The organism is Rhizobium sp. ERR 942, from assembly GCF_007828395.1.
In the GTDB taxonomy this organism is placed as follows: domain Bacteria; phylum Pseudomonadota; class Alphaproteobacteria; order Rhizobiales; family Rhizobiaceae; genus Rhizobium; species Rhizobium dioscoreae.
Genome location: NZ_VIUA01000012.1, coordinates 1 through 24703 on the forward strand (window position 1 = coordinate 1; position 24703 = coordinate 24703).

Annotated in this window: 25 protein-coding genes; 10 read left to right on the top strand and 15 right to left on the bottom strand. The window is 59.0% G+C overall.

What is annotated here, in order from left to right; translation table 11 throughout:
• Positions 1-93 precede the first annotated feature (93 nt).
• Positions 94-1176, top strand: a complete 1083-nt coding sequence (locus FBZ97_RS31775) for an aldo/keto reductase (RefSeq protein WP_145323936.1) — start codon at positions 94-96, stop codon at positions 1174-1176.
• A 40-nt stretch (positions 1177-1216) separates the two neighbouring features.
• Positions 1217-1801 (top strand): intradiol ring-cleavage dioxygenase, encoded by a 585-nt coding sequence (locus tag FBZ97_RS31780; RefSeq protein ID WP_145323938.1) that lies wholly within the window; start codon positions 1217-1219, stop codon positions 1799-1801.
• Between the two features lie 96 nt (positions 1802-1897).
• On the opposite strand, the gene FBZ97_RS31785 is transcribed toward FBZ97_RS31780, so the two are convergent.
• Entirely contained in the window at positions 1898-2635 is a 738-nt protein-coding gene (locus FBZ97_RS31785) for an SDR family oxidoreductase (RefSeq protein ID WP_145323940.1), read from the bottom strand.
• Between the two features lie 81 nt (positions 2636-2716).
• Between FBZ97_RS31785 and FBZ97_RS31790 the strand changes: the two genes are divergently transcribed.
• Positions 2717-3397, top strand: a complete 681-nt coding sequence (locus tag FBZ97_RS31790; RefSeq protein ID WP_246661921.1) for a TetR/AcrR family transcriptional regulator — start codon at positions 2717-2719, stop codon at positions 3395-3397.
• Positions 3398-3441: 44 nt separating this feature from the next.
• Here the strand turns inward: FBZ97_RS31790 and FBZ97_RS31795 are convergent, their stop codons facing one another.
• Positions 3442-4380 carry an AraC family transcriptional regulator gene (locus FBZ97_RS31795; protein WP_145323944.1) on the bottom strand — a complete coding sequence of 313 codons (939 nt, stop codon included), beginning with the start codon at positions 4378-4380 and terminating at the stop codon, positions 3442-3444.
• A gap of 122 nt (positions 4381-4502) precedes the next feature.
• Between FBZ97_RS31795 and FBZ97_RS31800 the strand changes: the two genes are divergently transcribed.
• A complete protein-coding gene (locus FBZ97_RS31800; RefSeq protein WP_145324099.1) occupies positions 4503-4868 on the top strand; it encodes a DUF1330 domain-containing protein in 366 nt (121 codons plus the stop codon).
• A gap of 29 nt (positions 4869-4897) precedes the next feature.
• Here FBZ97_RS31800 and FBZ97_RS31805 read toward each other — a convergent pair whose 3' ends face one another.
• The 5 genes from FBZ97_RS31805 to FBZ97_RS31825 form a co-directional block, all read right to left on the bottom strand.
• Positions 4898-5545: an rRNA adenine N-6-methyltransferase family protein gene (locus FBZ97_RS31805; RefSeq protein WP_145323946.1), complete on the bottom strand. Its 648-nt coding sequence runs from the start codon at positions 5543-5545 to the stop codon at positions 4898-4900.
• Positions 5542-6180, bottom strand: a complete 639-nt coding sequence (locus FBZ97_RS31810) for a VTT domain-containing protein (RefSeq protein ID WP_145323948.1) — start codon at positions 6178-6180, stop codon at positions 5542-5544. The genes FBZ97_RS31805 and FBZ97_RS31810 overlap by 4 nt, the downstream gene beginning before the upstream one ends.
• A gap of 3 nt (positions 6181-6183) precedes the next feature.
• Positions 6184-7167 carry an oxidoreductase gene (locus FBZ97_RS31815; RefSeq protein ID WP_145323950.1) on the bottom strand — a complete coding sequence of 328 codons (984 nt, stop codon included), beginning with the start codon at positions 7165-7167 and terminating at the stop codon, positions 6184-6186.
• Positions 7168-7392: 225 nt separating this feature from the next.
• Complete coding sequence (locus tag FBZ97_RS31820; protein WP_145323952.1) at positions 7393-8244, bottom strand: SDR family oxidoreductase; 852 nt, start codon at positions 8242-8244, stop codon at positions 7393-7395.
• Between the two features lie 64 nt (positions 8245-8308).
• The gene (locus FBZ97_RS31825) at positions 8309-9532 is read right to left on the bottom strand and encodes an MFS transporter (protein ID WP_246661922.1); all 1224 of its coding nucleotides are present in this window, start codon (positions 9530-9532) and stop codon (positions 8309-8311) included.
• A 252-nt stretch (positions 9533-9784) separates the two neighbouring features.
• On the opposite strand from FBZ97_RS31825, the gene FBZ97_RS31830 reads away from it, so the two are divergent.
• Positions 9785-10708 (top strand): AraC family transcriptional regulator, encoded by a 924-nt coding sequence (locus FBZ97_RS31830; RefSeq protein WP_145324101.1) that lies wholly within the window; start codon positions 9785-9787, stop codon positions 10706-10708.
• A 277-nt stretch (positions 10709-10985) separates the two neighbouring features.
• Here the strand turns inward: FBZ97_RS31830 and tehA are convergent, their stop codons facing one another.
• Positions 10986-11978: a dicarboxylate transporter/tellurite-resistance protein TehA gene (gene tehA / locus FBZ97_RS31835; protein WP_145323956.1), complete on the bottom strand. Its 993-nt coding sequence runs from the start codon at positions 11976-11978 to the stop codon at positions 10986-10988.
• Positions 11979-12137: 159 nt separating this feature from the next.
• Positions 12138-13037, bottom strand: coding sequence for a LysR family transcriptional regulator (locus FBZ97_RS31840; RefSeq protein WP_145323958.1), 900 nt, complete (start codon positions 13035-13037; stop codon positions 12138-12140).
• A gap of 96 nt (positions 13038-13133) precedes the next feature.
• Here FBZ97_RS31840 and FBZ97_RS31845 point away from each other — a divergent pair, with 96 nt between their 5' ends.
• Complete coding sequence (locus tag FBZ97_RS31845; protein ID WP_145323960.1) at positions 13134-13970, top strand: SDR family oxidoreductase; 837 nt, start codon at positions 13134-13136, stop codon at positions 13968-13970.
• 101 nt (positions 13971-14071) lie between these two features.
• On the opposite strand, the gene FBZ97_RS31850 is transcribed toward FBZ97_RS31845, so the two are convergent.
• The 5 genes from FBZ97_RS31850 to FBZ97_RS31870 all read right to left on the bottom strand — a co-directional run bounded on the left by FBZ97_RS31850 (position 14072) and on the right by FBZ97_RS31870 (position 18359).
• Positions 14072-15304 carry an MFS transporter gene (locus tag FBZ97_RS31850; protein WP_145323962.1) on the bottom strand — a complete coding sequence of 411 codons (1233 nt, stop codon included), beginning with the start codon at positions 15302-15304 and terminating at the stop codon, positions 14072-14074.
• Positions 15305-15364: 60 nt separating this feature from the next.
• A complete protein-coding gene (locus FBZ97_RS31855) occupies positions 15365-16123 on the bottom strand; it encodes an SDR family NAD(P)-dependent oxidoreductase (protein WP_145323964.1) in 759 nt (252 codons plus the stop codon).
• A 139-nt stretch (positions 16124-16262) separates the two neighbouring features.
• On the bottom strand, positions 16263-16802 hold the full coding sequence (locus FBZ97_RS31860; protein WP_145323966.1) for a carboxymuconolactone decarboxylase family protein: 540 nt from the start codon (positions 16800-16802) through the stop codon (positions 16263-16265).
• 139 nt (positions 16803-16941) lie between these two features.
• A complete protein-coding gene (locus FBZ97_RS31865) occupies positions 16942-17904 on the bottom strand; it encodes a GlxA family transcriptional regulator (protein WP_145323968.1) in 963 nt (320 codons plus the stop codon).
• 53 nt (positions 17905-17957) lie between these two features.
• Entirely contained in the window at positions 17958-18359 is a 402-nt protein-coding gene (locus FBZ97_RS31870; RefSeq protein WP_145323970.1) for a helix-turn-helix domain-containing protein, read from the bottom strand.
• 116 nt (positions 18360-18475) lie between these two features.
• On the opposite strand from FBZ97_RS31870, the gene FBZ97_RS31875 reads away from it, so the two are divergent.
• From FBZ97_RS31875 to FBZ97_RS31890, 4 genes are all read left to right on the top strand, one after another.
• Positions 18476-19489 (top strand): zinc-binding alcohol dehydrogenase family protein, encoded by a 1014-nt coding sequence (locus FBZ97_RS31875; protein WP_145323972.1) that lies wholly within the window; start codon positions 18476-18478, stop codon positions 19487-19489.
• A gap of 84 nt (positions 19490-19573) precedes the next feature.
• Entirely contained in the window at positions 19574-19882 is a 309-nt protein-coding gene (locus tag FBZ97_RS31880; protein ID WP_112345312.1) for a putative quinol monooxygenase, read from the top strand.
• Between the two features lie 50 nt (positions 19883-19932).
• A complete protein-coding gene (locus FBZ97_RS31885) occupies positions 19933-20646 on the top strand; it encodes an SDR family oxidoreductase (protein WP_145323973.1) in 714 nt (237 codons plus the stop codon).
• Positions 20647-20773: 127 nt separating this feature from the next.
• Positions 20774-21922 carry an L-dopachrome tautomerase-related protein gene (locus FBZ97_RS31890; protein ID WP_197044232.1) on the top strand — a complete coding sequence of 383 codons (1149 nt, stop codon included), beginning with the start codon at positions 20774-20776 and terminating at the stop codon, positions 21920-21922.
• A 75-nt stretch (positions 21923-21997) separates the two neighbouring features.
• Here FBZ97_RS31890 and FBZ97_RS31895 read toward each other — a convergent pair whose 3' ends face one another.
• Positions 21998-24547: an MFS transporter gene (locus FBZ97_RS31895; protein WP_145323977.1), complete on the bottom strand. Its 2550-nt coding sequence runs from the start codon at positions 24545-24547 to the stop codon at positions 21998-22000.
• Positions 24548-24703 lie beyond the last annotated feature (156 nt).

Here is a 24703-nt window from a genome sequence, read left to right on the forward strand (position 1 = left end):
CCCGGCCTCGGACGGATGCTAAAGACGGATGGCGGCTACGCCTGGGTACCCGCCAACTGGCAGTTCTGACGGCTGAGGAAAAGGAGAGATCGCATGGACCAGTCGAAGATTAACAGACGCGGTTTTCTCGGCACGATGGGCGCGGCCGCTACAGGACTGGCGCTTGCCACTCAGGCTACAGCGCAGACCCAGGAAACGAATGCTGCATCTCGAACCCCAGAATCAAGCCAGAATATAGTAACTCGCACTTTGCCGCGCACCGGCGAGAAGGTCACAGCCCTGGGCCTCGGCACCTTCCTGACCTTTGACCTCAAGCCCGGGGATCGGCGCGACGCGCTCCGGCAGGTCTTCGAACGGTACGTCGCCGCAGGCGGTCGCGTCGTGGACACGTCGCCCCTCTACGGCTCGGCCGAAGTCAGTGTCGGCCAGTTCATGGGCGAGTTCGAAGGATCCTCCGAAATGTTCCTCGCCAACAAGGTCTGGTCGACGGGAGAATATCTCGGGGACGAAAGCCACGCCGTTGAAAGCTTTCGCCAGTCGCGCCTGCGGACATGGCGTGACACGATCAATCTGATGCAATGCCACAGCATCACCAATGCGCCGGTCGTCATTCCGCTGATGAAGGCATGGAAGAAGGAAGGTCTCATACGCCACGTCGGCGTGACCCACCACGAGTCGGCTGCGCAGGACCAGTTGCTGGCGATCGTTCAACGCGATGATGTCGATTTCATCCAGACGAACTACTCGATCTTCAACCGCGACGCCGAGCGCCGCCTGCTGCCCGCCGCCGCCGACAAGGGCGTCGGAGTCCTCATTAATCTGCCGCTGGAAAAGGCGCGGCTCATGAAGGTGGTCGAGGGGCAGCCGCTTCCCGGCTTCGCGCAGGAGTTCGGGGCCAACAGCTGGGCGCAGTTCTTCTTAAAATGGGTCATGGCACATCCGGCCGTCACGAGCGTGCTCTGCGGCACATCTAATCCTGATCACATGAGTGATAATGTGCAGGCGATGACAGGCCCGCTTCCGGACGAGCGCATGCGTGCGCGCATGGTTGTGCATATGGAAACCATCCCGGGTTTCGGCTCCATCGGCACGATGCCGTGGTATCCCGGCAAGGAGAATATGTATTCCGGCCTGATCCGAGAGGCACAGGCAAACGCCGCGCAGCGCCTGCAGTAACGGCGCGTCGATAACCCGCTATCACACTGGGAGACCGGCCTTGTCCTCTACCAGACGCTCGCTTCTGACGGCCTTTCTGACGCTGCCTCTCCTCGAGGCGGCGAGAACGAGAGCGTTTGCGCAGGCCGCTCCCGAACTGCCGCTCACCCCCGCATGTGACGATGGAGACGAACCGACCCTGGAACGGGAAGCCGGCCCCTTCTTCAAGCCGAACTCGCCGCTCAAACGCGATCTCTATCCAGATTCACCCCACGGCGAACGGATAACCGTCGCAGGGTTCGTACTCGACACGCGCTGCCGGCCACTCAGCGGTAGCCTCGTCGAGATCTGGCAAGCCGATGAGAACGGCGACTATGACAGCGTGGGGTTCCGCCTGCGCGGACACCAGTTCACCGACACGCAGGGACGCTGGTGGTTCAACACCATCGTGCCCGCACTTTATCCCGGTCGAACGCGCCATTTTCATTTCAGGGTCCAGCGTCCCGGGGGGCGCCTCCTGACCACCCAACTCTATTTTCCCGCTGAGGCCAGAAACGCCGGAGACAGGCTGTTCCACGAGACATTGCTCCTCGACATGAAGCAAACCGGCGACGGAGGGTTCGGACGATTTGATTTCGTGACGTAACGAACGAAGGCCGCCGGACAGGGTAGGGCTCCGTCGCGCTCCAATTTGAAATCCGGACGCCATGAAACACGACGTCCGGACGATGCGAGGCAAAAATTAGGCGTTAAAGCCTGCATCGACACTGAGAACTGCGCCCGTAATTAGATTCGCGCCCGGACCTGCCAGAAACGCGACGGCACTGGCCACTTCGCGGGGCTCGCCAAAACGACCGAGCGAGGTGAGGCTGCGCTGATAATCCGCATTCTCGCCATCGGCCGGATTCATTTCGGTGTCGGTCGATCCCGGGAGAACGAGATTGACGGTGATGCCTTGAGGGCCGAGTTCGCGTGAAAGGCCACGTGTAAATGACAGAAGTGCCGACTTCGACATGGCATAAGCCGTAACCCCGGGGAAGGGGACACGCTCCGCCAGGGAGGAGCCGAGAGAGATGATCCGGCCACCGGATGACAGATGCGGGATGGCAGCCTGCGCAAAAAGAACGGGAGCGCGAACGTTCACATCTAGCATGGCCTGCAGGTCGGCGAGGGCCAGATCCGCGGTCATGCCGGCGGTCCCAATACCTGCGCTGTTGACCAGGATATCAAGCCCTCCAAGCGCGTCGACCGTTTGGCTGACGGCGCGCCGAATGGCCTCGGGGTCGGCGCTGTCGGCCTGAATGGCAAGCCCGCGTCGGCCTTTTTCCTCGATAGTCTTGACCACCGATGCGGCCCTCTCTGCCGAACGCTGATAAGTGAAAGCTACGTCCGCCCCCTTCTCAGCAAGGGCGATCGCGATTGCTGCCCCTATTCCTCGCGAGCCGCCATTTATCAAGGCACGTTTTCCAGATAGTTCCATGACTTTCCCTTTATGCAGTGATCGATGCATAAATACGTAACGAGGTTGCAAACTTCGGTCAAGTGATTTATGCAGTGGTCGATGCACAATAAACTTTTGAGACCTCCACACAGTCCACCACCGCCTCGCGCTCCACGCGGACGGCCGCGGGAGTTCGATCGCCAGGCCGCGCTTGCCACCGCCACAAGACTGTTCTGGATCAAGGGATATGAGGCGACTTCGATCTCTGATCTGACGGAAGCGATGGGGATAGGTACGAAGAGCCTTTATGCTGCCTTTGGTTCGAAGGATGAGCTCTATGCCGAGGCGCTTAAATATTATTACACGACCTATGAAGGGTTGGTCTGGACGCGCTTCCGGAAGGCGTCAACCGCGAGAGAGGCGGCGTTGGCATTCCTCGAGGATTCCGCGATCGCCATGACTGGCGGAGATTGCGGCCTGCCGCACGGGTGCATGGCGACACTCGCGTCGGTGGGCAGCGAAGGACACGACGAACTAGCCGAACTCATGCGAGCGACTCGCGCAGGTGGTTTCGATCTCCTGAAGACGCGCTTCGACGCCGCGAAGAGCGACGGTGATCTTGAGCCCACGGTAGACACGACCAAACTGGCGAGGTTCGTGCAGATCGTCCAGAGTGGCATGGCGATCCGCGCCCGCGACGGAGCCGATCGCGCCGAACTGCATGCCGCGGCGGAATTTGCGCTTTCCGGCTGGGACAACATCACCGGTACCGTCGGTCAAGGCATGCAGCGCAAGGCTTGATCCCTTTGACGGTGATGGTCCCCTGCAAACTTTGAGGCTACTCCCTATTCAGAGCGAGACGAGCTTTCTGCGAAGCGGCTTGGTGAGCATCCGACGGAATGCGTGAAGGCGGTGCTGAACGCACTCGCCGACTTATAGCCGATCGAAAGGGCGATCTCCTCAATCTTTGCCGTACCAGATTTAAGTGCCTCCTTGGCAAGCGCCATGCGCCACCGCAACAGGTACGACATCGGGCCGATTCCGACGACGGCACGAAAGCGCGTGGCAAATGCGGATCGCGAGACACCGCAAAGCCTCGCCAGAGACTCGACCGTCCATTCCTGCCCGGCATTCTCGTGCATGGCACGAATGGCTTTAGAAGTAACGTGATCGCAAAGGCCGGCTAGCAGGCCCGAACTGGCGGCTCCAAGAGTATACTCCGGAAAATCCGCGGCCGGCATCCTGAGAATCTCGACGAGCGCCAACTCGACGAGACGGAGGATGATGAACTCGCTTGCTGGTCCGGGATCGCGGCCTTCGGTTTCCATTAGCGTGAGCAGGTTTTGGAGCCGATGAAGTCTAGGCGAACGAGAGGGGATATGAACGATAGGTGGGAGGAGCCCCGCCACGAGGTCCTCGTTGGCGGTGGAGAACAGAAATTTGCCCATTTGAAGCGAAATCGGTCTTTCCTGACCTGAGCCCAGCTTCAACCGCCCCTTCCGCTTGGCGGCCACGGCCGCAACGCTATCCAACGGCTCTTCTTCCTGACTTGAGGCCAGCGTAAAAGGCAGCGTTGTCCGCAGCAGCACGAAGTCGCCCTTTTTCAGCAACAGCGGAGCGCAGCCAGGTCGTATTAGCAGGCAATCGCCCTCTTCCAGCCAGAAAAACAAAAGATCTCCAAGCGCTGGAAAGCTCAGGCCCCAGTCGCCTGCGGCGTCCATGCCGCGACCGAGAAGAGCGGCACGCGGCCGCAGCAGTCGAATTAGATCAAGAAAGGGATCCATTTTTGGGCTTTACATAAAGTCTTCTGGGGTCTGCATTATGGAGCGTGCGGAAGCGATAGCATAGATTGCCGGAGGATTTCACGAGACCCCTATACCTCGGGGCCATTCACCGGAGATTGATGATGATCAAAGTCGCCCCTGCGGATACTGACGTTTTTCTGGCCGAAGATGATGGCCAGCCTGTCGTCATGCTGAACTTGCTTCGGTTCAAAGTTGATGGCGGAAGGCAGCGTTATCTCGACTACCTTGCCATGGCCGGTCCGATCGTTGCCCGCTATGGCGCGGAAATCCTTTTCGCCGGCGACGGGGCGACGGCACTTTGCGCCGAACCCGGCCAATCCTGGGATGCGGTGGCGCTGGTGCGCTACCCAAAACGGTCAACTTTCGTCGAGATGATCGCCGACCCGGCCTACGCCGTTGCCGATCCAATCCGGATGTCGGCCCTGGAAGAAGCGGTGCTGCAGCCGATTAGCGCGATGAAGCTTTGAGGCAAATGGCGCTCCGGCATCCGGAAGGCTCAGGATCGTGCCGCTAAGTCCTCCGACCATGAGGTAACAGATCCAGATGCGTCCGATCGCACGCCCTGTCGCGGTCTTCGTCGCGTGATGCGATAGACGGCCGCGGGCGGTATATTGGCTAGGGTGCAGCCGACATACGTTGCTTTCAGGCCCAGGCGGTCGAGCAAGGGTCTGGCGATCGGACATCGCGGTCCGTAGGTGAATTGGTAGAATGCTCCACCATGGCGAAGATGCGAGAATACTCCCTCCAGGATCGCAAGCACTTTGCGCAACGGCATCGATAGAAGAGGAAGGCCACTGACGACAGCGCCCACGGGCACTGAGGCGTGAAGCCGCAACTTGCGCAACTGAGAGGCATCCATCCGGACGGTTTTTGCGGCTGGAAAACGGTCGCTGAGCTGGTTCGCGAATTCCACACCGTATTCGACCAGCACGAGATTTTCTTCGGCGACACCCCGTTGCAGCAATGCCTCGGTAAAGACCCCGGTTCCAGGACCCAACTCGATAACCGCGCCTGTCTCCGCGGATATCTCAGCGGTCATAAGGGAAGACAACGCGCGCCCCGATGGAGTGATGGAGGCAACGCGAAGGGGAGCGGAAAGCCACGCCCGAAAAAACAAAAATGCATCTGCGGTTCGGTTCGTCATCGTTTGCTTGCTCCAAAAACTGGGGGCGTCCGAAATCGCCGCTGAAGCCGCCATACCAAGGCAATGATCAGTTCCGCGGAAACAAGCAGGACCAGTATTTTCAGCGCGAGTGCGGATGAATTAACGCCGGGGACGGCCAGCACGGCGAGGTAACCGGCGGCAATAAACAGCCCGTTCCACAGAACAATGCCGACCGATACGCCAGCGATAAATCGCAGCGTACTGGTACCTAAAAGTCCTGCCGCCACAGGCGAGATCAACCGCACGGTGGGAATGAGTTGCGACATGATCGTGAGCGCACGTTCCCGTTCACGCAGGGAGGACAGTGTCCAGTCGATACGCGGTCGTGGTAACCCTACCCAGCGGCCGACAGAGTATAGAAGGGATGTCGTCCGTTTTTTTCCGATTAAACGCACAAGAAGATAGAGACCGAGAGCTCCGATCGAGCTTCCAACCGTCGTGCCGATAACGGCAGTGTGGAGCGACCAGACCTCATCGTCGGCCGCAATCCCAATGGCGACGAGAACTCCGTAGGAGGGCAGGGCAGGCAGGAAACGCTCCGCAAGCCCGATCGCGAAGAGACCAAATATGCCGTATATCGCAATCCATTCGACAAGATGTCCGAGCGGGTCCATCTCTCACCCCTCTCGCGCGAGCGTTGCTTCGCCCGGGCCAGAGAGTTCAAATGTCGGAGCCCGCGCGGCGAACGACACCCCGGTCAGCTTTTCCGAGATTTCCCACAGCTTGTGCGCCACATGCTTCTCCATCGCTTGCTTCGGAACTTGTGCCTCGGTGGGGTGGCCACGGGTTTCCCCGAACCTATCAGGGCCGTAATAGCGTCCACCTTTGGCCTTTGGAGAGGTGGCCGCGAACAAGGTAGGCAGCGCGCCTTGTGCAACGGGCTGGAACAGGAACCACATCAGCGACCTGAGAAGGCCTTGGGCGCTGCGGCGACCAGGGCCGTTGTGAAGCAGCTCGGTGCGAGATATTCCGGGATGTGCCGCGATACTGGTGACACCCCATCCCGCTTCTTCGCTTCGTCGCTGCAGTTCGAAAGCAAACATTAGACATGCCAGTTTCGACTGCGTGTAGACCGGCATCGGTTTGTAATGCCGTTCCGCCTGCAGATCGTCGAAGTTAATTGCGGCGCTTGCGCTCCGAACAGCGATGCTGGATAGCGTCACGACGCGCGGATGTTGCGCTCGCATGAGCAGCGGCAGGAGTTGGCCCGTCAGCGCAAAGTGACCGAGGTAGTTGGTGCCGAACTGCAGTTCGAAACCGTCGCTCGTTGTCTGACGTGCCGGCGGCGTCATCACGCCGGCGTTGTTGATGAGAACATCGATGTGATCGCGCGTTTCGTTGAGCCTTTTTGCGAGAGCCTCGATCGAGGCGAGGTTGCCCAAATCAACAATCTCGAAAGCGACCGATGCGTGGGGTACCTTTTCCTTAATGCTCCGGATAGCCTCGGCGCCCTTCGTCGGATTGCGTCCTGCGACAATAACGTCGCCACCGGCTCTGGCCAGCGCAAGCGCGTCTTCGAAACCCAGGCCACCGGTTCCGGTGATTAAGATCGTCCGGTCCGTTTGGGACGGCATGTCGTCAAGTGTCCATGAATTTGGCATTGTCGGTTCCTTTTTTGGGGCAAGTTTGTCCGCCGAAGACGCAAAGTTCGGGGGCGCGTCTCCGGCGGACAGAAGGTCGCCGTGAGTAGAGCGACCTTTCACGGATCCGGCACGGGGCGGTTCCGGGTCCGAGCCAATTCAATGGCATCGACCGGCCCGCCGGGGGCGCCTGATCCAGGCCGGATGGCCGACGTCATCGCCACTGGACGCTGCGGCGGTCATCCATCAGGCGATGCCACCATTCGCGAAGACGTTTTGGCCATTGATCCACGCCCCGTCCTGCGAGCAGAGAAGGCCTATGACATTGGCGATATCTTCTGGTTGGCCCAACCGACGAAGCGGGGTCGCTTCCGGTATGCCGCGAAGTGCCTCTTTCCCATGCTGGCGCAGGAGTTGGGTATCGACGGCGCCGGGCGATATCGCGTTAACTGAGATGTTGCGACCGCCCAGCTCCTTGGCAAGGACGTTTGAGTAGATCTCCTGCGCAGCCTTGGTCGCGGCGTAGGCTGCCGTGGAGGGAGGGCTCATTTTGATGATACTTGAGCTGAGGCTGATGATCCGTCCGCCATCGCGGACCCGTCGTGACGCCTCGCGCAACACGTTGAAACTTCCTTTGACGTTGGTGGCTATCATCCGGTCAAACGCCTCGTCGGTCATCTGAGCGAAAGGACCAACGTTCATGATACCGGCATTGTTGACGACGATGTCGACGCCGCCGAAGGCTTCGTCATTGGCGTCGAAAAGAGCTTTCACCGCAGCAGGATCCGCAACGTCCCCTTGCCGAACAATGGCGCGACCGCCGGCCGCCTCAATGTCGCGAACGACGGCGTCGGCAAGATCTCGGTTTGTCAGATAGTTCACTGTCACAGCATACCCGTCCCGCGCCAGGCGTCGGGCTGTCGCGGCGCCAATGCCGCGCGAAGAGCCGGTGACCACCGCGCCACGCTTGTCATTTGGTTGCGCGATAGCGCTAGTATCGGACGATTGGGCCGATGCAACGCGCGTCATGGCGAGAGCTGAAGGAACAGCGGCGGCCATGGCCAGGAATGCGCGGCGAGAGTTATCGGTGTCGGACATCTTGGTATCTCCTTTGAGAAAGTTTCTAGGTGCTGCAGACGTCGCCCGCAGCCGCGCTTCGCGCTCAGCGCTGGCGAAGGAAATTCGCGATCTGCTGGTTTGCGATCAGGTAGACAATCCCCGCCACGACGCTCGCCAGGGGTACGATGAGTAAACCGAGCGCAAGGCCATTGGGAATGTCGGCTGCTGTGGCCGCATCGCTGACGATGCCGACGATCAGGGGGCCAAGTGCCGGACCGGCAAGACCGGAACCGATCATGACAAGGCTGGTAGCCTGTGCCTGGCGCCCAGGACCGGCAATAAGATGCGCGGCGCCGAAACCCCACGGCAACATGAACGAAAATGACAGCATCCCGGGCACAAAGAGTGCGATGGACATCCAGCCGGTCGGTGCAAACAGCGCCGCAGTCGTCGTCATACTCGCGATCAGGAACAAAATTGCCGGGGGGGCGAGCACCTTACCGGTGCCTGAGCGGACAGCGCGATCAAACCAGCGTCCGCCGCCCAATGTCCCGATAATCCCCATCAACCCTTGCAACATGCCGAACGAAACGCCGACCTCGGTCGCGGTAAAGCCATGGGTGCGGATCAGAAACGGAATCGAAAAAGCATAGAAAGGGGCTCCCGCAAACCCTAGGAAAACAGCGCCCGTGAACAGCCAGCGAAACGCCGGGGACGATAACAGGTCGAGACTGGTTCGCAGAAAAGGTTCGTCGCGAGAGGCTGTCGTCGGAGGAGAGGGCGTCGGACCGGCAACAAGAATGGTCAACAGACCGATCAAAACGCCGATGGCTCCAGCTCCGATCAAAACGACGCGCCAGCCGAAGACATCGGCAATCGCGCCGCCTCCGGCAAAGCCCACCATCGTGCCCAACGGAATGCCCATTGCAAAAAGGCCGATCGCAAGACCGCGCCGTTCAGGAATGACTTTTCGGACGATAAGAGCATGGCCGGCCGGAACCGCGCCGGCTTCCCCAAATGCCACGCCGAAACGTGTAAGGGCGAGGAACATGAAACTCGCGGCGAAACCACCGAGCGTCGTCATGGCACTCCAGATCAGGACGCACGAAACCAATACGAGCCGGGGCGATCCCCGATCTGCCGCACGGGCAAGCGGTAATGAGAGAAGTGTGTAGCAGACCGCAAAGGCAAGGCCGGTGAGCAGGCCCATCTCGGTGTCGGTCAGCCGCAGCTCTGCCTTAATCTTTTCCGCCAGGATGAACGGAAGTATCCGATCGATCTGCGAGAACGCGTTGATCAGCAAAAGTACAATGCATATGGCCGCCATTCGCAGACCTTTGACAAAGTCCGGGCTGGAGGCAGCAGGCGGTCCTTGTGTCTCCAAAGGGTCTATTGACCGAACGACAATTTCTGTCATCTTGAGGTCACTCCTCGCTTGGTTGCACCCTTAAGCTAGATGGAGTGACCAATGACCAGAATGCCCGAACCCTCAAGAAACTTGCCTATTCCTACAAGGGAGGCGATAGTGCCGGCGAGGAGCCACGTAGTGCCGTGGCCTCTGAAGCAACCGGAGCCCCGCTTGAACACCCCATTGCTCTCGGCCGTTACCGCCTACATCGAAGACCAGGGCGGTGGGCAAGGCCTGTTCCCGACGGCCATCGAAGGCTTCAATATCGTCCGCTCGTTTCAGTCGATGATGCCGATGCGAAACATCTATCGGCCCTCGCTATGCGTGGTGCTGGAGGGCGCCAAGGAGTTGCAGTTCGGCGACGAGCATCTCAACTATCGCAGCATGGAGTGCCTCGTTGTCAGCGTCGGCGTCCCGGCGACCGGAAGGATCGTTGAGGCCAGTGCTGAGACACCCTATGTCGGCGTCATGATCGACTTCGACGTAGCAACTGTGCGCGAAGTTCTCGAACAGCTGGACGCACCACCAGCGCAACCTGAAACGACGGGTCCTTGCGCTTTTGTCGCCAAAGTCGATCAACCGCTGGCCGACTGTATCCTCCGCCTGGTTCGGTTGCTGGAGACGCCAAAGGCAATCCCGATCCTGGCGCCTTCGATCGTGCGCGAGATTTGCTATTGGCTGTTGAGTGGCCCACATGGCGGAGAAATCTGCAAACTTGCCTGCCCGGAATCAAACATCGAGCGTGTTGTAAGAGCCGTAGCCCATTTGCACACCAACTTCGCTGATACTCTACGCGTTGAGCAGTTGGCCGATGTGGCGCGAATGAGCCCATCGTCGTTTCACCAGCATTTCAAGGCGTTGACCTCAATGACGCCGCTGCAGTTTCAGAAGCAACTCCGGCTTCTTGAGGCTCGACGCCTCATGGTGACGAAAGCTGCCAATGTTGCCGAAGCAGCTTACAAGGTTGGGTACGAGAGCGTGTCTCAGTTCAGCCGAGAGTATTCAAGGACCTTCGGCGTCGCGCCTAAACAGGATGCTTTGAACCAACAGCGCCTCCACAACGAATATGCGAGCCGCACTGTCAGATCCGCGTAATCTCTTCCGGAAGAGCTGCAGCTCGGCGCGCAAAGGTCTCAAGCATAGCAATGAGCCTGCTTTCCGGCTCCGATTGGTCATTCCAAATGGGCGAGGTTGATGTCCACTACGAAGGAAATTTCAATTGGATACTCTATGACAACTGGGCCGGTGGTTCGCATCCCTTCAAGAGCGAGAAAATTTACAAGTCTCTGTGCTTTCAGGTCCCGGAGTTCACTGGCAATCCACGTGCAGCGATCGCTAAGCCGCTTGGATATTGTCCCGGAGTATCGAAGGCTCACCGCGGGAAGAGCTTGTGCCGGAAAAGCGCGACAATGCTGAGGATGACCAGAAGCGCAATCGCAGCATTGACCAGGATGAAGATCGGCAGCGCGAGGCTTAAGACAATTCCCGTGTCGCCGCGATCCGCCATGCGAATGGTGGCTGTCGCCAGCGCCGTCAACCCGAAGGAATAGGCCCAGTAGGACGCCGTGAAAGGCTGCTTCAGCACCCAGGGCAGGGTGCGGACCATCAGCAGCAATTGGAGAAGCGCATAGCCCAGCATCGCGTGAGCCAGCATGTCGGGCAGACCCGTTGTCGCGCTGAGATAGGCCACCGAACCTACGGCCGGAGGTGCAAGCTGGATGCCGGTGGTGGGGCGCAGCGCTTCAACCAACGTCGGTGCTGTCAGCAGTCGGTTCAACAGTACGGATTCGATAGCAAGCCAGGAGAAGAAGCCGGCACCAAATGCAAGCTGGGCGATATCAGGATAGCCGAGCGGTGCGGCAACAATGGCGACCACATAGGAACCGGCAACCGTCGGCAGATAGAGAACCGCCGTCGTCGTGGCCGGCTCTCTCCCGCCGGCCCATAGGCCACCGGTGCGCCACACCGCAAAGGCCACCGTCCACAAGGCACCGAGCCAGAAGAGCAACTGTGCGGCCGTTGCGGAATAGGTCAGGCTCAGACCGCCGACCAGCATGGTCGAGACGCCGATGAGGCCCACGAAACAGCATTGAACTGGATGCTCGACCTCCTGCAGCGCCTTATCGCGCAGGTAGACCCACTTCGAGAGGTAGCCCACCAGCAGCAGAGCCCAGATGATGATCGCGAAGACGGAGATCGCTTGTCCGGCAATTGGCGAGACATGCCACAAGCGTTCCGCAGCCCGCCAGGCATTGGCCATTCCGCCGAGCCCGAGGACGATGCCGAAGGCAGCTGCCGGAATGACCGGCAGGGGTGATGCTGCAATCGGTTCCGGTGCTTTGGTATTGGAGGGGATTGCATTCATGGCGGCTCTCCAGTGTATTGCAGCCTTCGTAACAAAGCCTAACAAGACCCGATTGGACGATTGCGCCGCGTTCGAGCGCAGCGCCGGTTGCCCGCTGCAAAAGAGCGTATTCGACAATCCGGCAGGGGCGCTTCCAGTCCCTTCAAGAGCGTAAGCCTCTCAGGCTAACTCGCTCCTTTTCACCACATCGATGAACGCTCTGAGCGCGGGTGGGACGAGCCGGTGGCCCGGATAATAGAGGCACAGACCGTCGTATGATGAGGACCAGTCGTCTAACAGCGACACAAGGGCGCCGGTCTCGAGATGAGTTCGGCAAAGTCGCTCCGGAAGGCAGGAAACCCCCAAGCCGCGGATAGCAGCTCGGAGAGCAAGCTCCGATCGATTGACAGTGAATGGGCCCTTAGGCTCGACAGAAATCTTCTCGCCTCCCCTCTCGAATTCCCAACGATAGGGAACACCGGTCGCCGGCCTGGACCGAACACAGTCTAAAAGGTCCAATTCTCCCGGAGAGGCAGGAAGATGACGGCCTTTCAAGTATGCTGGCGATCCAACCACCTTCATGCGCGACGTCGCCCCGAACTTCAGAGCGATCATGTCCTTGGGAATATCATCGCCCAACCGAAAGGCCGCATCGAACCCCTCGGCAACGATGTCGACAAAAGCGGAGTTCGCAACCAGTTCAAGCTGTACGTGGGGATACTCGCTGAGAAATGTCGGTACAACGTCGTCCATCAGCAGGGTTGCCACAACGTCAGACGCCAGCACACGAAGAACGCCTCGCGGGCTGTTCCTTGAATTCGATGCCTCCACCAGCGCTTCATCCAGATCGTGGATCAGCGGGGACAGTCGGCTGGCAAGCGCTTCTCCGGCCGCGGTAAGCGAAACACTTCGTGTGCTTCTGTGAAGGAGACGTGTCTCAAGGCGGCCCTCAAGTCGCCGGATAAAATGGCTGAGGGTCGACGGCGCGATATCCAGTTCGTCGGCTGCTTTGCGAAAGTTCCGATGGCGCGCGACAGCGAGGAACGCGCCCAGTTCAGCGAAGGTCGGCTTCTCATTCATGGCCAGGTTGCTAACAGTCCATCCAACATTGTGCAATTCTCCTTCGTAAACTTACTCGCTATTTGAGGGGACGTTACAAATGTGAGGGCCTTTAATATGCATAAAGTCTGGTTCATAACTGGAATTGGTCGCGGGCTGGGACGCGAACTGGCCGAGCAACTCCTTGCGGCAGGGCACTTTGTTTTCGGTACTGCCCGCGACCCGTCGGATCTGCGGGGGCTGATTGCGAAATATTCTGATGCCCTTGCGATTGAGCCGCTGGACCTTGCCGATGATGCGCCGAGATTTGCCGCTGTCGTTGAAGCCGCCGCTAAGCGGTTCGGCGGGATTGACGTCCTCGTCAATAACGCAGGCTATGGCCTCTTTGGTGCGGCCGAGGGCATAGAGGAAGGGCAGTTGCGACGGCAACTCGAGGTCAATTTGATCGCCCCCATGCTCCTCACCAAGTATGCCCTCCCGCATATGCGCGCACGAGGGAAAGGGACCATCATTGCGATTTCGAGTTACGGTGGCCAGGCCACACATCCCGGGGCATCCGCGTATCATGCGAGTAAATGGGGCGTCGAAGGCTACTTTGAATCACTTTCGAAGGAGATCGGCTATTTTGGGCTCCGGGTATTGATCGTAGAACCTGGTGCGGCGCGAACATCCTTCCGTGGCGCGGCAGCCGAGCATCTGTCGAACACGCCTCCGGGATATGATCAAACTCCCATCGCCTCTCTCGGATCGGTGCTGCGAGATCCTGCTCGCAACCCAATCGGAGACCCAACAAAGATGGCCGCCGCTATCATCGAAGCAACCGACAATTCCACTGACGCGCTACGGCTGGTTCTGGGTAGCGATGCTTATACCAATATCACGACCGCGCTGTCCCAGAGGCTGAACCAGGTCGAGGACCAGCGGCTCTCGGCCGCGTGGACGGATTTTACGTAAATCCCCAGCGGATATGCGAGCTTTTGCGGTCTCTTCACTGATGGCGCCCCCACAGACATCTGCGGTGACGCCATCTCTGATCCTGTTTCACGTCGTTCCCGTCAGGTTTGTCTTCGTCTCCAGATTTCGTCGAGAGCCAAGGCAACGATTTCCATCGAGGCAGCCGCCGCACCGATCATCCAGACATTGCCAATCGCGATGATCCCGGCGCCGGTAGCGCTGCCGATGGAAAAGCCGAGATACATGGTGGATGTGTTGAGGGAGAGTGCGACCGAGGCGTGGCTCTGTCCTCCGGCACCAATCAGACGTGCCATTTGAGCGGGGAAGAAGGACCAGACGCTAAAGCCCCATCCGGCAACGGCGAGAAGTGCCACGACAACGGCAGCCGACCCCGATAGCGTCGTGGCAATCGCCAGCGCAGCGAATGACAGGGCGAGTGCGACAAGTGAGAAGCTCGCGACCTTGAGCGATCCGAACCGATCGTTCAGTGCGCCGCCGCTGAAGACGCCGAGCGCTGCGAATACGCCCCACAGCGTGACGGTTGCCGCAATGCCCCAGTCGGCAAATGCGAGCGTCCGCGATAGATAGGGTGCAATATAGGGATAGGCGGTATAGGCGCCCATCGACCAGAACAGCGTCACCGACAGCAGTTTCAACACGGGTGCCTGACGGATCACGTCGATACGCTCGCCAAGGCTCGCAATGGCCATATGAGCACCGGCGTTGCGTCCGACACCTGCCAGGATGCCGATGATCGCAGCAGCCCCCATCGCGGCGACCATCAGAAATGTCGAGCGCCAGCCAAATGCATGGCCGATAATCGAACCAAGCGGCAGGCCGAGTGCGATCGCGATCGTCATACCGCCGCTGACGATGGCAAGCGCGCGTCCCCGCTTTTGTGTTGGCACGATCATTCCGGCAAGCGCGTTGGCGTTCGGCGCATAGAGACCGGCGGCGACCGCCATCAAGATGCGGGCAAATATCAGCGTGCCGAACCCGGGAGCGAAGGCCGCGATCAGATTGCCACCCGTGAAGAGCGTCATGGCAAGTAGCAATGTGTCCCGACGACGCAGGCCGCCGGTGATGACCGTTGCGATCGGCGAACTGAGGGCCAGTACCAGGGTGAATACCACAACCAGCATGGCCGTCGCCGACAGGCTCATGCCGAGATCGGCTGAGATAGTCGGCAATAATGGGGCGATCATGAAACCTTCGGTGCCGATTGCGAAGGTCCCGAGGGCCAGGAACCAAGCCGGCAATATGGATGGCTCGGGCCGGCGCATTTCTGGGCCGCTTACAGGTATGGCGGACTTCAGGTCATGTTTCTGTAGCATGGTAACCTCCAGCCGAATGGCCCGGCTGCCTTTCGGGCAACCGGGTCTTAGGCCGTTGCGTCAGACGGGGATGGGGTTGGTGACCAGTGATTCGTTGAAGGCGTTGAAGAGCGCGTGCTCTCCGCTGCCGGGATTGTCGCGGATCGCCTTGATCTCCTCGACATAGATCTCCTCGGCGTCGGTACCGAGACCCTTCATCGTCTTCTCGATAAAGATGTCAAGCGGCATTGCGCGCGGATCTCCGCTCTTCTTGATCAGATCGGTATCGACCCACGGCGGCGCGATTTCCTGTACCCTGACATTGGTGCCTCGCAGCTGGAAACGCTGCGACAGTGCATAGGAATGCAGCGCCGCCTTTGTGGCGGAATAGACCGCGGTGGATGCGAGTGGCAGATAGGCCAGGACCGACGTATTGTGGATGATCGTAGCTTTCGGCTGAGCCTTGAGATGGTCGATCAGCGCCGACGTCAGACGGATCGGGCCAAGCAGATTGGTGTCGATGATCCGCCGCGATTGCGCGTCATCAATCTTTCCGCCAGCATCGTCGAAAGGCATGATGCCGGCATTGTTGACGAGGACATTGAGCGCGGGATAGTCGCGGATCAAACGGGCTGCGACGCGCTCGATATCTGCGGGATCGGCGATGTCGAGTTCGATGCCATCCATGCCCGGATTGCCAGCGGTCACCTCATCGAGTAGCGCCTTGCGGCGGCCGGCGATGATGACCTTGTTGCCGAGCCTGTAAAACGATTCCGCCAACGCCCGGCCAATGCCGGATGTGCCGCCCGTGATGAAGATCGTATTGTTCTGAAGCTGCATGAAAGCTCTCCTTGGATTGTGGGTTTGCGGAAGAAGCGGTGCTTCGATGGGATGATCATGCCTCAGCGCCTCGATGTCTAAAATGACAACTAAACGTCATTTCAGGACATCAGCTTCGCATGATCGGAATGGACCGGTGTCAAGTGGCGCGCTCAACCTTCGGAAAATCGAGGACTGTGCCGACTGTGTTGTTGACGCTGTTGGTGAGGACGTTGACCGCGACGTGAGCGATCGTCTCGAGGATTTCCGCGTCGGTCAGACCATAAGCTCGGGCTGCCTCAAGAGCTGTAGCCGCTCCCTGCCCGTGGGTCGCATTGATTGCGAGAGCGAGTTCGAGAATGGCCTGGATCTTTGGATCAGACGCGCGTCCCTTTTGAGCATTGGCCCGGTCTTCGGCACTGACCCCAGCTGCGCGTGCTCCGCCAGTATGTGCGGCGAGGCAATAGTCACACCCGTTTGCGGTTGCGATAGCGATAGCGATCTGCTCCTGCGCCGCGGGGGAAAGGACGCCATCGCGCAGAAATGCCCTACTTCCGGTATAGACGTCGAGTGCTGCCGGTGCATGGGCAAGAATGCGATAGAGGTTGGGGATTTTCCCCATGGCTGCCTTTGCCGAGGCAAAGACGTCTGCCACATGCGGTGTTACTTCGTTGTCTGAAAGTGTTGAAATTGCTGACACGGTTGATCTCCTTCAAGCGCTGCAATGATGCGCCGCAGGAGAGCGTCAAGCTTGTAACTTCGTGCTATCGATGGTCACGACAGATCGCTATTGGCAGTCTATGCCCATCGTATGATCGGATCGGACAATTCGAGGAACTTCAGGCGGCAAATTCCTCGGCACGTTCGCCTTCGATCAGCCGCAAGCTGCGCCGAAGGCTTTGCGGCGGCTGGCCGAAAGAGCGCAAGAACGCGCGGCGCATGCGGTTCCGATCCGCGAAACCTGTATCCCTTGCCACAATATCGATCGGGTGGCGACCGTCTTCCAGCATGGCCTTGGCTGCCTCCAGCCGCAGCCGCTCGACTGCCTTTGCCGGCGATTGCCCGGTTTCGTCACGAAACAGACGGCTGAACTGGCGCGGGCTGAGGCTTGCGGCTTCAGCGAGTTCCTCCACGGTCAGGGGATTGCGAAGGTTCTCCTTGGCATAGACAAGGGCCCGGCGGACCCGATCCGAACGCGGCTCAAGTTCGAGCAAGGCGGAAAACTGTGATTGGCCGCCGGGCCGGCGGTGGTAGACGACCATCTTGCGGGCGATAAGGCGGGAGAGTTCGGCACCGTGATCATCCTCGATCATGGCGAGCGTCAAGTCGATGGCAGCACTCATGCCGGCGGAGGTCCAGATATTATCGTCATGGACGAAGATCCTATCCTCGTCGACTGCGATTGCCGGATACCGCTCGCGCAACGTCCGGGCATGGGCCCAGTGTGTGGTCGCGGTACGACCATCCAATAAGCCGGCTTCGGCCAAAAGGAAGGCTCCGGTACAGACACCAGCGACGCGTCGCGACTGGATCGCGGCATCGCGGATATAGGCAAGCAGTTTTGCCGACGCAGGCTTGGGAACGAGCTCTCCAACCACCATCAGCGTATCGGGAAAATCGCCGAGCGGTTCGGTCTCGATACGGATGCCGAGTGACGAGCGGACCGTACCACCCTTTTCGGACATGACCGTCAGGCGGTACATCTCCTCGCCAAGTGCATCATTGGCGAATTCGAAGGCGGTGAGAGCGGCCATGCCCATGACCTGGAAGCCATCTTCCATAATGAAACCAACGCGTCGCATATCGACTTCCCCCTCGGGTCCGTAATTGACGGACACGCTAGATCATGGACTTCTCAGGCGTGGGCTTCGCCACGCTCCGCAACTTTCGCCTCTCGCGGATCAACGCCGCGCGGCTTGCCGTAGAGGCTAATATTGGCATCGCCCCAATATTTCAGTGCAAGCAGTATCGGCTCCATGCTGCGGCCGAGTTCCGAAAGGCTGTATTCGACCTTCGGTGGGACCTGCGCATAGACTTTCCGCTCGATCAGGCCATCATCCTCGAGCTCACGCAACTGATTGGTCAGCATGCGCGGAGTGACATTGGCGATATGCTTGCGGAGTTCGTTAAACCTCAACGTGCCCGACAGGAGATGGAAAAGGACCACCGACTTCCATTTTCCATCGATGAGACCGATCGCTGCCTCGACCGAGCAGCCGGGAGAACAATCGAAACGGGAGTGTCTGGCTTTTGCCATAACAGTATCCTTTTTGATACTACGTGCGCTCTTTGTGCGTATTGCGCTCCTGTGAATATAGACCATTTTGGATCCATATCAATCAGCAATCCCTCATTGATCAAAGGAGCAACACCATGAAAGCAATCGGTTACAAGGCAGCAGGCGCGATTGAACGGGACGACGCCTTGCAGGATATCGAACTTCCCCGACCGACACCGGCGGGTCGCGACATTCTCGTGGAGGTCAAGGCGATTTCGGTCAATCCGGTCGATACAAAGGTTCGCAAAAACGCCAATCCGGAAGCAGGTCAATGGAAGGTCCTCGGCTGGGATGCCGTCGGCAAAGTGGTCGAAGCCGGGTCTGACGTGAAAGGCTTCAAGGTAGGCGATGAGGTGTTTTATGCCGGCTCCCTGATCCGTCCCGGCGCCAACAGCCAGTTTCATCTGGTTGACGAGCGTATCGTTGGAAACAAACCGAAGACCCTCTCCAATGCGGAAGCTGCGGCCTTGCCGCTGACGGCGATTACCGCCTGGGAAATGCTGTTTGACCGGCTGGATATCCGCAAGCCCGTGCCAGGTGCGGCAAACGCGATCGTCATTATCGGCGGTGCGGGTGGCGTCGGCTCGATCGCAATTCAGCTCGTACGAGCGCTTACCAATGTAACGGTCATTGCCACGGCGTCGCGTCCGGAAACGCAAGAATGGGTCAAGAGCCTTGGCGCCCACCACGTCATCGACCATTCTAAGCCGCTTGCCGAACAGGTCGCCGCCCTTGGGATTGGCGCGCCGGCTTTTGTCTTCTCCACGACCGAGACCCATCGTCATCTGAAGGACATCATCGAGCTGATCGCGCCGCAGGGCCGCTTCGGGCTGATCGACGACCCGGAAAGCCTCGATGTCCTTGGCTTCAAGCGCAAGGCTGCATCGATCCACTGGGAGCTGATGTTCACGCGTTCGATCTTCGAGACCGCCGACATTGCCGAACAGGGCAAGCTGCTGAATGAAGTCGCCAGGCTGATCGACGAGGGGAAGATCTATACAACCGTGACTGAGACGATTTCTCCCATAAACGCCGCGAACTTGAAAAAAGCCCATGCCGCGATCGAAAGTGGAAAGACCAAAGGCAAGCTCGTGCTGGAAGGTTTCTGAGCCAATCGAAGACCCAGAGGGCGGAAGATTGATTATCTTGCCGCCCGATCTTCGGGTGATGGCCACTTAAAGAAGGACAGGACAATGGACGAGAATGCGTCGGAGGTTATTCACCTCGTTGCAAGGTTAAAGGCGAAGCCGGAGCAGCGGTCTGCGCTCTTTGATGCATTGAAGGCAATCGTGCCGGAGGTGCGAAAGGAGGATGGCTGCCTGCTCTACGATCTTACCGTGGACCGCGACGACCCTGATTCAGCTGTGATGCTGGAAAGCTGGCGCGATGGCTCCGCTCTCGAAGCTCATGCGCAGGCGGCCCCGTTCCGATCGCTGGAGGCTCGTCTCAATGAGCTTCTTGCGGAACCGTTGCACCTGCAACGTCTTCAGCAACTCCTCTGAAACCAGATATTGCCGAGCTCGCGACTGAGTGAGGCAGGAAGGGTAATATCATGACATCTCTAGCAAACAGCCGCGTTCTCGTTGTTGGCGGCAGTTCGGGCATCGGCTTGGCCGTGGGAGAAGCGGCCATCGCCGTCGGTGCTGCTGTCACGATCGCCTCGCGGTCACGTCCCAAGCTTGATGAGGCGTTGAAGTTGTTGGGACCTCAGGCTCGATCCGCAGTTCTCGATACAGCGGACGAAAACGCGCTCGAAGCGTTTTTCGGCGCAAACGATCCTTTCGACCATATCGTTGTGTCAGCGGCACAGACGCCCACGGGACCTGTGCGCAAGCTTGCGCTTGCCGAAGCGCAGCAGGCGATGGAGAGCAAATTCTGGGGCGCCTATCGCGTTGCTCGATTTGCCCGTTTCAGCGAACGTGGGAGTTTGACACTCATCTCGGGCTTTCTAAGTGAACGGCCGTCAGCCACCTCGGTGCTGCAGGGCGCCATCAATGCCGCGCTCGAGGGCTTGGCGCGGGGCCTTGCACTGGAACTTTCCCCCGTCCGGGTGAACACGGTGTCGCCAGGCCTGATCGATACGCCCCTCTGGTCGAAAATGGATCAGGACGCGAAAGACGCAATGTTCGCCAAGGTCACCGCCAACCTGCCGGCAAAGACGGTCGGGAAGTCGACTGACATCGCCAATGCGGTGCTTTTCCTCATGGCCACCCCCTTTGCGACCGGCTCCAATGTCCGCGTCGATGGCGGCGGCGCCATCGCATAAAACCTACCTCTTATTGAAAGCAAATTTTGCACCGGCCTTGTCCGTGCAACTGTCTCGAAACTTGCCCCTCTGGCTCAGCGGCTCTCCGCCCGGCCGGATCGATGGGCTGTGCTCTATGGAGATCTCAATGATAAAGAAAACGCTCTTGTTGCTGGCCACCACTGGCTTGATGCTGGCAGTACCCGTTGGCCGGTCTTTTGCTGAAGATAAAGCGCCGAAGCTTGAAACCGTCGCAACTTTCAACGACGCAATGCCGACCGGGGTTACCGTCGCGCGTGACGGCCGCATCTTCATCAACTACCCACGTTGGGGCGACGACGTTCCTTTCACTGTGGCGGAATTGATCAACGGCAAGGCGGTGGCCTATCCGGATGCAGAAATCAATAAAGCGGACCCGGCCAATCCGGCCAAGAGCCTGATCAGCGTCCAGAGCGTCGTCGTAGATCCGGCCAACCGTCTGTGGATCCTCGACACCGCGGCACCCGGTTTCAAGCCGCCGCTTAAAGGGGGTGCCAAGTTGGTTGCCGTCGATCTCGCGACCAACAAGGTAGTCAAGACGATCGTCTTTCCTGCGGATGTCATCCTCAACACGACTTATGTGAACGATATCCGTTTTGACCTGACCAAGGGTTCGGAGGGTGTCGCCTATGTGACCGACAGCTCTCTGACCGGTCCAGGAGGCATCATCGTTGTCGATCTTGCATCTGGAAAGGCCTTCCGTCGCCTGACGGGCGACCCAAGCACATCGGCTGACAAGGATTTCATCGCTGTCATCGACGGCCAGAAGTTCATGAACCGTCCGAAGGACGGAAAACCGTCCAAGATTCAGATCGCCAGCGATGGGATTGCCATCTCTCCGGACGGCGAGACGCTCTATTACTCGGCGGTATCTGGCCGGCATCTCTATTCGGTACCCACGGCGGCACTTCTCGATCAGAACGTCAGCGAAAAGCAGCTTGCCGCCAAGGTCAAGGATCTTGGCTTAAAAGGTGCTTCCGATGGGCTAGAAACGGATGACAAGGGCCGTGTCTATGGCGGTGACTACGAGCACGACAGTATCCGCGTCCTCGACAAGGGCAAGTGGTCGACGCTGATCCATTCCCGCGTGATCGAATGGCCGGATACCCTGTCAATCGCAGCCGACGGCTACCTTTATTTTACCGCCAACCAACTCGACAAGCAGGCTGGTTTTCACCAAGGCGCCGATATGCGCAAGAAGCCCTACAAGCTGCTTCGCATCAAGATCGATGCCGGCCCGGTTCTGTTGAACAAGTAAAAGGTCCGATTGGTTTCGGCATGCAATCAGCGGCGATGATGGCCTCCATCGCCGCTGAATTGGCGGGCAAGTCAACTATACGGCGGGTATGCTGGCGGCGCCATGGCTGGGCGTCGCTGCCTGAGGCAAGATCATCTCGAATATGGCACCGCCATCGGGATGGTTGCGAGCGGTCAGCGAGCCGCCGTGTGCGTCAACGATCGTCTTGCAGATCGAAAGGCCAACGCCCATGCCTTCGGATTTTGTTGTGAAGAATGGGTCGAACAGCTTCGCCAGATTGTCCGGTCGAATTCCGGTCCCGTTGTCGCGGACCGTCAGCCTTATGGTTTCGTCTGAAACTTGATCGGTAACCAACTTGACTTCCCGCCTCTCCAACGAGGTTTCGGTCATCGCGTGGATGGCGTTCGTGACGATATTTGCGACCACCTGCTGCATTTCTACCCGATTGGCAAGAACCACGTGGTCGAGCTCCGCAAAGACGGATTTGATGCGTGTCGCGGAGGAAACGACCTCTCGCTCCAGCAGTCCGATGACCTCCAGGACGAGCTCCTTGAGATCGACAAGCTCAGGGCTGGGCTGGTTTCCCTTGATCTGTTCGCGCGTGCGCTGAATGATTTGACTGGCACGCATGCTATGCTGTACCACCTTCTCGGCCGCGTTGTGCGCTGCCCGTATGTCCGGCGTTTCAGACTTCAGCCAACGGATACAAGCCTGCGCGAACATGACCGCGGCGCCAATCGGCTGATTGACCTCATGAGCGATGGTGGCGGAAACCGCTCCCACTGTTGCCACGCGACCAGCTCGAGCAAGCTGCACTTGGGCGGCGAGGAGAGCCTCCTTTGCTTGCTCACGCTCGGTGACATCGATCATTGCGCAAGCAACACGATCAAGGGCGTCTCGGTCCGGTGTCAGTGCTGCAATGAACAAAACCGTTACCGCTTTGCCGTCAAGGGTCAGCAGATGCAGCTCCTTCTCGTATCGTTCAGCGCCGTCCTCCATTGCCAGGATAAGCGAAAGAAACGTGTCCGCATTGCTTGGTAAAAAGCGGCGCACTGGCCCGAGGAGCACTTCCGGGGAGCGGCAAGCAAATAGCTTTACCGTTGCGTCGTTGACGTCAACAAAGTGTATGAGGTCCGCGCACTCGTCGGCGCAACCGGGATGATTTTCGAAGAAGTCTCGAACGTTGCCATTTGCAGCAGCTATTTCATCGAGTCTCTCGCGCAATCTTGAAAGGTCGAGTTCACAAAGGGAAACGTGGTTTTGCTCAAAAATAGCGCGGTAGCGTTTCTCGCTTTGCGTGAGCGCATACATGGTTCGGGCGCGGGCGCTCGCGTCGAATGCGACGAGGCTTAGTCCACCGGTGATCGCAAGATAGAAACCTACCGCGAGGAGGCCGCTGGTGGAAGCCAGTGTCTGAGCGATGACGGGAGAGAAGGCGCCACCCACAATGCCGCCAATGTTGAAAGCCAGCGACGTGCCGGAATATCGGACACGGGCGGGAAACAAGCTCGGTAGCCAGGCGCCGAGTGGTCCGTTGACGAAGCCCATGGCACAGAGAGAAAGAGCCAGATAGAGGAAGATCGCCGACAGTGATCCACTGCTCATCATAGGCGATATCGCGATGCCTGATAGGATTGTGCCGACGCAGCCCCAGATCAATACCCGCTCGTGGCTTAGCCGATCGGCAAGCCAGCTGGCGACGATAATCGAGCCGGCCATGAACAAGATAGCAATTAGCTGCACTCCGAGAAATTCAGCCCTTGTATAGCCGAGGCTTGTCGTGCCGTAGCCGAGCGCAAATGCGGTCACAACGTAATAAAGAGAAAAACATGCAACGACACCGAAGGCACCGATGACAAGCTGGGAGGAGTGATCTCGCACGACCTCAACAAGGGGAACGCGTGCGGGCTTCGTCTCCGCGACCGCCTCGGTGAATTCGGGAGTTTCGACGAGGTTGAAGCGCAGCCAGAGGCCAAAGCCCACAAGTGGAAGGCTGACGAGAAAGGGAATGCGCCATCCCCAACTGGCGAACTCCGCCGGGGTCAGCGAAACCGTTAGCAATAGAAATAATCCGTTGGCCAGGAGGAAGCCGATCGGCGCACCGAGCGGCGCGAACATCGCAAATCGGGCCCGCCATCCAGGAGGTGCATTTTCCAGCGCCAGCAGGACCGCCCCTGTCCACTCTCCACCGAGGGCCAAGCCTTGGCCGAAACGCAACAGACAGAGAAGGGCGGGGGCCAGCCAACCCGCGACCGCATAGCTTGGAAGGAGACCGATCGCAGCCGTTGAGAGGCCCATCAATAATAGCGACGCTACGAGGGTGGCCTTGCGACCCACCCGATCTCCAAAATGCCCGAAGACAACGCCTCCAATCGGCCTCGCCATGAATGCGATGCCGAAGCTTGCATAGGCTCCGATCAGCTCCAGCGACGAGACGGAAGCCGGAAAAAAGAGTGGCCCGAATATCAAGCTTGCGGCAGTGGCATAGATGTAGAAATCATAGAATTCGACGGACGTCCCGATGAGGCTCGACACGAGAATTCGAGAGGTTATCGCATTCGGTCTGATTGTTCCTCCACCCGTCAAACGGAAGGTGGAGGTCTCGGTCGGCAGGGCATCGGCCATGAAATGTGTCGCTGAAAGAATTGATCGGATTTGGTTGGTTTTCTGTTAGCACTTCGCCGACCCGTCTGCACCTCTACGCTGCAAATCTCGCGTGGAGTAGGTGTTGTTTCTATGGCGCAAAGGGCCGAAGCCCTGTAGGAAGACGTGACGACGACG

Excerpts from the sequence above, each read along its gene's own strand:
- FBZ97_RS31870 (WP_145323970.1), bottom strand. The coding sequence starts at position 18,359 with ATGGCAAAAGCCAGACACTCCCGTTTCGATTGTTCTCCCGGCTGCTCG.
- FBZ97_RS31855 (WP_145323964.1), bottom strand. The coding sequence starts at position 16,123 with ATGCAGCTTCAGAACAATACGATCTTCATCACGGGCGGCACATCCGGC.
- FBZ97_RS31895 (WP_145323977.1), bottom strand. The coding sequence starts at position 24,547 with ATGGCCGATGCCCTGCCGACCGAGACCTCCACCTTCCGTTTGACGGGT.
- FBZ97_RS31885 (WP_145323973.1), top strand. The coding sequence starts at position 19,933 with ATGACATCTCTAGCAAACAGCCGCGTTCTCGTTGTTGGCGGCAGTTCG.
- FBZ97_RS31880 (WP_112345312.1), top strand. The coding sequence starts at position 19,574 with ATGGACGAGAATGCGTCGGAGGTTATTCACCTCGTTGCAAGGTTAAAG.
- FBZ97_RS31825 (WP_246661922.1), bottom strand. The coding sequence starts at position 9,532 with ATGGCGGCCATATGCATTGTACTTTTGCTGATCAACGCGTTCTCGCAG.
- FBZ97_RS31865 (WP_145323968.1), bottom strand. The coding sequence starts at position 17,904 with ATGCGACGCGTTGGTTTCATTATGGAAGATGGCTTCCAGGTCATGGGC.
- FBZ97_RS31775 (WP_145323936.1), top strand. The coding sequence starts at position 94 with ATGGACCAGTCGAAGATTAACAGACGCGGTTTTCTCGGCACGATGGGC.
- FBZ97_RS31790 (WP_246661921.1), top strand. The coding sequence starts at position 2,717 with ATGCACAATAAACTTTTGAGACCTCCACACAGTCCACCACCGCCTCGC.
- FBZ97_RS31890 (WP_197044232.1), top strand. The coding sequence starts at position 20,774 with ATGATAAAGAAAACGCTCTTGTTGCTGGCCACCACTGGCTTGATGCTG.
- FBZ97_RS31795 (WP_145323944.1), bottom strand. The coding sequence starts at position 4,380 with ATGGATCCCTTTCTTGATCTAATTCGACTGCTGCGGCCGCGTGCCGCT.
- FBZ97_RS31800 (WP_145324099.1), top strand. The coding sequence starts at position 4,503 with ATGATCAAAGTCGCCCCTGCGGATACTGACGTTTTTCTGGCCGAAGAT.
- FBZ97_RS31820 (WP_145323952.1), bottom strand. The coding sequence starts at position 8,244 with ATGTCCGACACCGATAACTCTCGCCGCGCATTCCTGGCCATGGCCGCC.
- FBZ97_RS31805 (WP_145323946.1), bottom strand. The coding sequence starts at position 5,545 with ATGACGAACCGAACCGCAGATGCATTTTTGTTTTTTCGGGCGTGGCTT.
- FBZ97_RS31815 (WP_145323950.1), bottom strand. The coding sequence starts at position 7,167 with ATGCCAAATTCATGGACACTTGACGACATGCCGTCCCAAACGGACCGG.
- FBZ97_RS31845 (WP_145323960.1), top strand. The coding sequence starts at position 13,134 with ATGCATAAAGTCTGGTTCATAACTGGAATTGGTCGCGGGCTGGGACGC.
- FBZ97_RS31850 (WP_145323962.1), bottom strand. The coding sequence starts at position 15,304 with ATGCTACAGAAACATGACCTGAAGTCCGCCATACCTGTAAGCGGCCCA.
- FBZ97_RS31810 (WP_145323948.1), bottom strand. The coding sequence starts at position 6,180 with ATGGACCCGCTCGGACATCTTGTCGAATGGATTGCGATATACGGCATA.
- FBZ97_RS31875 (WP_145323972.1), top strand. The coding sequence starts at position 18,476 with ATGAAAGCAATCGGTTACAAGGCAGCAGGCGCGATTGAACGGGACGAC.
- FBZ97_RS31785 (WP_145323940.1), bottom strand. The coding sequence starts at position 2,635 with ATGGAACTATCTGGAAAACGTGCCTTGATAAATGGCGGCTCGCGAGGA.
- FBZ97_RS31840 (WP_145323958.1), bottom strand. The coding sequence starts at position 13,037 with ATGAATGAGAAGCCGACCTTCGCTGAACTGGGCGCGTTCCTCGCTGTC.
- tehA (WP_145323956.1), bottom strand. The coding sequence starts at position 11,978 with ATGAATGCAATCCCCTCCAATACCAAAGCACCGGAACCGATTGCAGCA.